Source organism: Hominisplanchenecus sp. (genome assembly GCF_046967715.1).
Lineage (GTDB): Bacteria > Bacillota > Clostridia > Lachnospirales > Lachnospiraceae > Hominisplanchenecus > Hominisplanchenecus faecis.
The window spans coordinates 1-8,036 of record NZ_JBKVNQ010000087.1; the positions used below are offsets into that span (position 1 = coordinate 1).

The 8,036-nt window shown below is 45.7% G+C and carries 6 protein-coding genes and 1 pseudogene; 2 read left to right on the top strand and 5 right to left on the bottom strand.

What is annotated here, in order from left to right:
• Positions 1–601: pseudogene (locus ACLTL4_RS10500) on the bottom strand (aspartate kinase); the annotation flags it as partial.
• 201 nt (positions 602–802) lie between these two features.
• Between ACLTL4_RS10500 and abc-f the strand changes: the two are divergent.
• Positions 803–2,728, top strand: a complete 1,926-nt coding sequence (gene abc-f, locus ACLTL4_RS10505; RefSeq protein WP_412291092.1) for a ribosomal protection-like ABC-F family protein — start codon at positions 803–805, stop codon at positions 2,726–2,728.
• A gap of 92 nt (positions 2,729–2,820) precedes the next feature.
• Here abc-f and ACLTL4_RS10510 read toward each other — a convergent pair whose 3' ends face one another.
• The 4 genes from ACLTL4_RS10510 to ACLTL4_RS10525 all read right to left on the bottom strand — a co-directional run bounded on the left by ACLTL4_RS10510 (position 2,821) and on the right by ACLTL4_RS10525 (position 7,101).
• A complete protein-coding gene (locus ACLTL4_RS10510) occupies positions 2,821–4,029 on the bottom strand; it encodes an NADP-dependent isocitrate dehydrogenase (RefSeq protein WP_412291093.1) in 1,209 nt (402 codons plus the stop codon).
• Between the two features lie 33 nt (positions 4,030–4,062).
• Positions 4,063–4,743 (bottom strand): GntR family transcriptional regulator, encoded by a 681-nt coding sequence (locus ACLTL4_RS10515; RefSeq protein ID WP_022118807.1) that lies wholly within the window; start codon positions 4,741–4,743, stop codon positions 4,063–4,065.
• A gap of 13 nt (positions 4,744–4,756) precedes the next feature.
• On the bottom strand, positions 4,757–6,148 hold the full coding sequence (locus tag ACLTL4_RS10520; protein ID WP_022118806.1) for an hMGL-like protein: 1,392 nt from the start codon (positions 6,146–6,148) through the stop codon (positions 4,757–4,759).
• Positions 6,149–6,219: 71 nt separating this feature from the next.
• Positions 6,220–7,101, bottom strand: coding sequence for a S8 family peptidase (locus tag ACLTL4_RS10525; RefSeq protein WP_412291094.1), 882 nt, complete (start codon positions 7,099–7,101; stop codon positions 6,220–6,222).
• 68 nt (positions 7,102–7,169) lie between these two features.
• Between ACLTL4_RS10525 and ACLTL4_RS10530 the strand changes: the two genes are divergently transcribed.
• On the top strand, positions 7,170–8,036 hold an 867-nt coding region (locus ACLTL4_RS10530; RefSeq protein ID WP_412320510.1), incomplete at its 3' end, for a S8 family serine peptidase.

Sequence of the window (8,036 nt, forward strand, 5' to 3'; positions counted from 1 at the left end):
GATCAGCATGGACTGCTTTTGCGATCAGAGAACCTGTGATATCGGATCCGCCTCTGGAGAAGGTTGTTACCTTTCCTTCTGCGGTTGCACCATAAAATCCAGGAATGACTGCATTGTCACATTCTGCCAGGCGTGCAGAAAGCTTTTCATTGGTTGTTTCTGCATCAAATGTGCCGTCTTCATGGAAAACGATCACTTCAGCTGCATCGATAAATTCATATCCCAGGTAATTTGCCATGATGATACCGTTTAAGTATTCTCCTCTGGAAGCAGCATAATTGGAACCTGCCAGTTTTTTAAAGTTTTCGGAGATCACTTCAAACTGATCATCCAGAGACAGGGAAAGTCCGAGACCGTTTATGATCTCCATGTATCTTTCACGGATCGCAGCAATTGAAGCTGTGATGTCTTCTTTTTTCTCTGCTTTTGCGTAGCATGCATAAAGCATATCCGTTACCTTGATATCTCCATCAAACCGTTTGCCCGGAGCAGACGGAACAACATATTTTCTTCCTTTATCAGCACGGATGATATCTCCTACTTTTTTAAACTGTTCTGCACTTGCAAGAGAACTTCCACCAAATTTTACTACTTTTCTCATGCTTTTTATTCCTCCTAAATTCCGCATCTGTCTGTCACGCAAATATACGCTGTCTTTAATCATACCGCAAAATATGCGGTTCGTCCAGAGCATTTTTTGAAATCTGCTGGTGCAAAAAGCAGAAATATGCTATGATAATACGAGTCAGGGTCTTCGCAGACACAAATTATTTTTGTAAAATATATACACTTGGAGGAATTTATGATTTTAGCCTGTCAGAATATCAATAAGGCATTTGGCACAAATGTGATCTTGAAAGATGCCTCATTTCATATAGAAGAAAAAGAAAAAGCAGCCATTGTCGGCATCAACGGTGCCGGAAAATCTACACTGCTCAAGATCATCATGAAGCAGATCCCGGCAGATTCCGGAGAAGTGATCCTGGCAAAAGACCGCACGATCGGTTATCTTGCCCAGCACGAAGCGGTATCTTCCGGAAACACGATCTACGAAGAGCTTCTGGAGGTAAAGCAGGATATTTTTGAGCTGGAGCGTCATATCCGCACGCTGGAACTTCAGATGAAATCCCAGAGCGGCGGGGAGCTGGAACAGACGCTGGAGCTTTATAATCGTCTGAACACGGAATTTGAACAGAAAAACGGCTATGCCTGCAAAAGTGAGATCGTCGGTGTGTTAAAAGGGCTTGGATTTACGGAAGATGAATTTTCCAAGCAGGTCGATACCCTCTCCGGCGGACAGAAAACAAGGGTTGCCCTTGGCAAGCTTCTGCTCGCAAAGCCGGATCTGATCCTGCTTGACGAGCCGACCAACCACCTCGATATGCAGTCGATCGCATGGCTGGAAAATTTTCTGATCAATTACAGCGGTGCCGTGATCATCGTAGCCCATGACCGTTATTTCTTAAACCGTGTCGTAAGCAAGGTTATTGAAATCGACCATGCGAAGGCGACCACGTTTCTTGGCAATTATTCTGCTTATTCTGAGAAAAAAGCCCAGCTGCGTGATTCCCAGTTAAAAGCATGGATGAACCAGCAGCGTGAGATCAAACATCAGCAGGAAGTCATAGACAAACTGAAGTCCTTTAACCGTGAAAAATCAATCAAACGTGCGGAAAGCCGTGAGAAAATGCTGGAGAAAATGGAAGTCCTGGATCGCCCGGATACGGAAGTGCAGGAATTAAAGCTTTCTCTGGAACCGAGATTTCCAAGTGGAAATGATGTGCTGCGTGTCGAAGGTCTTGCAAAATCATTTGGAGACCACACGCTCTTTACGGATCTGGATTTTGAGATCAAACGAGGCGAACGTGTGGCACTGATCGGTAATAATGGAACCGGAAAGACTACGATCTTAAAGATCATCAATGAGCTTTTGGCTGCAGATGCCGGAAGTTTTACGCTTGGAAGCAAGGTGTGTATCGGTTATTATGATCAGGAACATCATGTCCTTCATATGGAAAAGACGCTGTTTGAAGAGATTTCCGATGATTATCCGACACTGACTAACACGGAAATCCGCAATGTGCTGGCAGCCTTTTTATTTACCGGAGATGATGTTTTCAAACGGATCTCTGATCTGAGCGGTGGCGAGCGGGGCCGCGTTTCTCTTGCCAAACTGATGTTGTCGGAAGCCAACTTCCTGATACTGGACGAGCCGACCAACCACCTTGATATTTTATCAAAAGAGATCCTGGAGCAGGCACTGAACCGCTATACCGGAACAGTTTTCTATGTATCGCATGACCGATACTTTATCAACCAGACGGCAACCAGGATCCTGGAGCTGACCGGAAATACGCTGGTCAATTATATCGGAAATTATGATTATTATCTGGAAAAGAAAGATGAGCTCACCAAAATCTATGTGCCGTCTGCCACAGAAGAAGAAACTGCTTCTCTTCCATCCTCTTCTGCGGAAACTGCCGGAAAACTGACCTGGCAGCAGCAGAAAGAAGAGCAGGCACGCATCCGCAAACGTCAGAATGAACTGAAGAAAACGGAGGACCGCATCCATGTGCTGGAAGTCCGTGATAAAGAGATCGATGAGCTGATGATGCAGGAAGAAGTGTTTACAAACGTGGCAAAATGCGTGGAATTAAATAAAGAAAAAACAGCGATCAATGAAGAACTGGAACAGCTCTACGAACACTGGGAAGAACTGGCAGAATAAAACAAAAAGCATCGGAGAATGAAAGGTACTTTCTTCCCCGGTGCTTTTTTATAGAAATATAAAAATGCGTTATGTACTTTTTACACGTTCTTTTACAGATTCTTATCCAGCTCTTCACGTACTGCCTTGATAAATCCTTCGCTGTTCAGAACGGTAGGATTTTCAATGCTGGTGATCAGTGCCAGGTCTTTTGTCATCTTTCCGCTTTCAATCGTGGTAAGGGTTGCTTTTTCCAGTTTGTCTGCAAATACGCCAAGCTGCGGAATCTTATCCAGTTCACCGCGTTTGCGGAGTGCCCCGGTCCATGCAAAGATCGTTGCCACGGAGTTCGTGGATGTTTCTTCGCCTTTCAGGTATTTATAATAGTGACGCTGAACCGTTCCGTGAGCTGCTTCGTACTCGAAATTGCCGTCCGGTGATACCAGTACGGAAGTCATCATCGCCAGTGAACCAAAGGCAGAAGAAACCATGTCGCTCATAACATCACCGTCATAGTTTTTGCATGCCCAGATAAATCCGCCTTCTGCTTTCATGACACGGGCAACTGCGTCATCGATCAGAGTATAGAAATAAGTAATACCTGCCTCTGCAAAACGTTCTTTATACTCTTTTTCGTAGGTTTCCTGGAAAATATCCTTGAAGGTGTGATCGTATTTTTTGGAAATCGTATCTTTGGTAGCAAACCAGAGGTCCTGTTTGGTATCCAGTGCATAGTTGAAGCAGCTCTTTGCAAAACTGCGGATGGATTTCTCTGTATTGTGCATGCCCTGCAGAACACCAGGACCGTCAAATTCATGGATCAGTTCTCTTGTCTCGGTACCATCCTCTGCGGTAAAGACCAGTTCTGCTTTTCCGGCACAAGGTACTTTGATCTCAGAAGCTTTGTAAACGTCACCATAAGCATGTCTTGCCAGTGTGATTGGCTTTTTCCAGTTGCGTACGCATGGTTCGATGCCCTTTACAACGATCGGTGTACGGAAAACCGTTCCGTCCATGATCGCACGGATCGTACCGTTCGGACTCTTCCACATTTCTTTCAGATTGTATTCCGTCATGCGGGCTGCGTTTGGAGTGATCGTTGCACATTTTACAGCCACGCCGTATTTTTTGTTTGCCAGTGCACTGTCAATGGTAACCTGGTCGTTCGTCTCATTTCTGTGCTCCAGTCCCAAATCATAGTATTCGGTTTTCAGGTCGATATACGGGATCAGAAGCTCATCCTTGATCATTTTCCAGAGGATACGGGTCATCTCGTCTCCGTCCATTTCAACCAGTGGTGTTGTCATTTTGATTTTGTCCATGATGTCCTCCTTTGACTTATCAGAAAGCTGATTTTATTCCTCATCGGAAGAAACGTCGCCTCCGGGCTGTTCTTCCAGAAGTTTTTCGATTTTGGTATAATGATGGTTTTTGATTGAATTTAATATATGTCTGGTTGCCAGGCGGTCTGCTTCATCGGCATTGTGGGCTTTGATGGCTTCCATAACAGCCATATGTTCTTTTGTGGACTGTTCTGCCCTTGCTTCTTTTTTCAGGGCGTTTTTGCGCACCTGCTGTACATACTGATGGAAGATCTTCAGTTCATGTTCCAGAATCTTACTTTTGCATGCTTCGTAGAGCAGACTGTGAAAACGGCTGTCCAGTTTAAAGAGCTGATCGTAATGTCCCTGCTCTTCATGAAATGCAGTCAGCATCATGGTCTCTTCCATTTCTTCCAGTGTGGATTCATCGATCCGCTCTGCCGCCATCCTGGCACAAAGCCCCTCCAGCCTTGCACGGATCAGGTAAATATCCTGTACATCCTGTTCGGAGATTCCGTTGACGAAAGCACCGCGATTGGGGATGATCGTTACCAGACCTTCCAGTTCCAGCTGACGAAGTGCCTCTCTGACCGGTGTTCTGGAAACACCGATCTCTTTTCCGACTGCAGTTTCCCGCAGTTCATCGCCATGTTTATAATGACCGTTTAAAATGTTTTCACGAAGTTTTTGATAAACCAATTCATAACTGCTCAAAATACGCTACCTCTTATACTAACGCAATGGAAAGCTTTTTGCAACTTTCATCGATTACTTTTACCAGTTCGTTATCGGTGATCACGGTGACACGGCCCTCTTCGTACTGTTTGTCCACCCATTCTTTTACCATAGACACAAGAGGCATATCCTTTGTCAGTTTTTTCTCATCCGGCAGGCGGTAATAACTGTTGATCCAGTGTGCAATTCCGGCAAGCCCGGATGTATTGGATACAGCCACCATGGCCGGGCGGTTCAGGAATTTCTGAGTATTAAAAATGTTGTAAATCTCTTCGTTTTTCAGAAGTCCGTCCGCATGGATGCCGGCTCTTGTTACATTAAAGTTGCTTCCGACAAACGGTGTACGGGATGGAATATGATAACCGATCTCTTTTTCATAATAATCTGCCATCTCTGTGATGACGGTGGTGTCCATGCCGTCGAGGGTACCGCGAAGCTGTGCATATTCAAACACCATTGCCTCCAGCGGAGTATTTCCGGTACGTTCTCCGATACCGAACAGAGAACAGTTGACTCCGCTCGCACCGTAGAGCCATGCCGTTGTGGAATTGCTGACAGCCTTGTAGAAATCGTTGTGACCATGCCATTCGATCATTTCAGAAGGAACACCGGCATGGACCATCAGACCGTAAATGATACCCTGTACGGAACGCGGGATCACAGCACCGGCATAATTGACACCATAACCCATGGTATCGCAGCAGCGGACTTTGATCGGGATCTGATATTCTTTGGACAGTTTCATCAGCTCCAGACAGAACGGAATGACATAACCGTAGATATCTGCTCTTGTGATATCCTCCAGATGGCATCTCGGGCTGACACCGATCTCCAGACATTCACGGACAACACTCAGGTAATGCTCCATGGCTTCTTTTCGTGTCATTCTCATCTTATAAAAAATATGATAGTCAGAGCAGCTTACCAGAATACCGGTTTCTTTCAGTCCCATATCACGGACCAGTTCGAAATCCTTTTTGCTGGCACGGATCCAGCTTGTGATCTCAGGAAATTCATAACCCTGCTCCAGACATTTGTAAACAGCATCCCGGTCTTTTTTGCTGTACAGGAAAAATTCGCACTGACGGATCTTTCCTTTCGGACCTCCAAGCCGATGCATATAATCATAGATACGTACGATCTGTTCGGTTGTGTACGGTGCACGTGACTGCTGTCCGTCGCGGAAGGTAGTATCTGTGATCCAGATCTCGTCCGGCATATGATGCGGAACAATACGGTCATTGAATGCGATCTTTGGAACTTCTTCGTATGGGAACAGATTGTGGAACACATTCGGTGTCTTGACATCAACCAGCGGGTACATATGCTCCTCAAGCTGTAACAGGTTTGTGTGCGAATCAAATTTTACTTTTCTGTTTTCCATTTATATTACCTTCCTTGATTTGTAGATTCGGCGTTTTGCCCTTTTTGCATAATTGTATACAATTATACTATTTATGTCAAGAGTAAATTTACATCAATCATGCCCCATCCCTGCTGATATTTCGACAGATTCAGATTTCTGGCACAATTTTTAAGACGCATTTTCACTTCCACGTTTGTAAGATGTGGTTCTTTTTCCAGAAGCAGGGCGATCGCACCGGAGACAACGGGTGCTGCCATGGAGGTACCGCTTTTGATACAGTATTTTCTGCCGTCCAGATACCAGGTGCTGCTGCAGGATCGGATGTTTGATCCGGGAGCCGTGATCTCCGGTTTGCAGATACATTCCTGTGTCGGTCCTCTCCCGGAATAGCAGCCGCCCGGAAAAATGCAGTCATCAAAGGCTCCGACTGTGATCACTTTCTTGTTGGTTCCTGGAACTGTTATACTGCCGGCGTGTGGCCCCATATTACCGGCAGCAACCACCACCACAAGTCCGGCATCCCAGGCATATTCCATACATTCTGCCAGTACGGCATTCTTTTCCTCCAGGCTATTCACCGCACCGACGGAAACATTTAAAATTTTTATATGATAGCGGTTTTTGTTTTTCAAAATCCAGGACACACTGGATAACACCTGTTCCCGCATGCCGTTCCCATGGTAGTCAAGTACCTTTGCACTTACAATCCCGGCTCCCGGTGCCATTCCGGCATACTGGCCTCTGGAAAGCTGTCCGCTCCCGCAGCAGATCCCTGCCACATGTGTGCCGTGCCCACTGTCGTCGTACGGATATTTTTTCCCGTTCTGAAAATCACGGAAAGCAAGGATCCTGCCCTGCAGATCCGGATGCATGCTGATACCGGTATCTAAAAAGGCTACCGTAACGCCTTTTCCTGTGAGATGTCTTTGATATGCAGATGTGGCATTGGTTTTTCGTCTGACCTGATCCATAAGTGTCCACCGTTTTTTCATTACTATACTATATGTTGCTTTTCACTCATAAGATAATGGAAATGACGATGGAAAGAGGAATCTTTATGCCTGTTTCCACTACAGAAAAGATTCTGTCGGAGGATTATTTTGATCTGATTGTCCCCATTACCGGTTCCGATACTGATTTTGAAGAGGCATTTTTCCGATTCGGGGCACAGGCGGCTGTTCCAGGATACGGTATCATTCACATTAACCGGCAGTTTCTTCCGGATAATATTCTGAATGTGATCGGATATTCCAATATTCCAAAACTTTATACCCTGATGGATACTTCTGCACTGGAAAGTTCCGGAATCCTAAAAGTGCAGACACAGCCGCTTCTTGGCTATCAGGGGGAAGGGGTTCTGATTGGTTTTCTGGATACGGGAATTGATTTTACGCATCCGGCATTTCGTACATCTGACGGAAGAAGCAGGATTTATCGCCTGTGGGATCAGACAATCCAAAGTGGAACAGCTCCGGATGGATTTTTCTACGGATCGGAGTATACAAACGAAAATCTGAATGCTGCGTTAAATCTGGAGGATCCGCTGGAAACTGTGCCAAGTGTGGATGAAAATGGTCATGGGAGCTTTCTTGCCAGTGTAGCAGCCGGAACAGCTCTTCCTTTGCAGGATTTTTCCGGTGCGGCACCCAAATCTGAAATTGTGGCAGTAAAACTGAAACCTGCCAAAGAGAATCTGCGGGATTTTTTCCTGATCCGTGAGTCAGCCGTCGCCTATCAGGAAACGGACATCATGCTGGCACTTCGCTATCTGCTTCAGTGTGCAAGGCAAGCTCAGAAACCACTTGTGATCTGTTTTGGGCTTGGAACCAATCAGGGAGACCACTCCGGGTATATGCCGCTTGCAGAGGCTCTTGATACCATAAGCCGCATGAATACTGTCTATGTC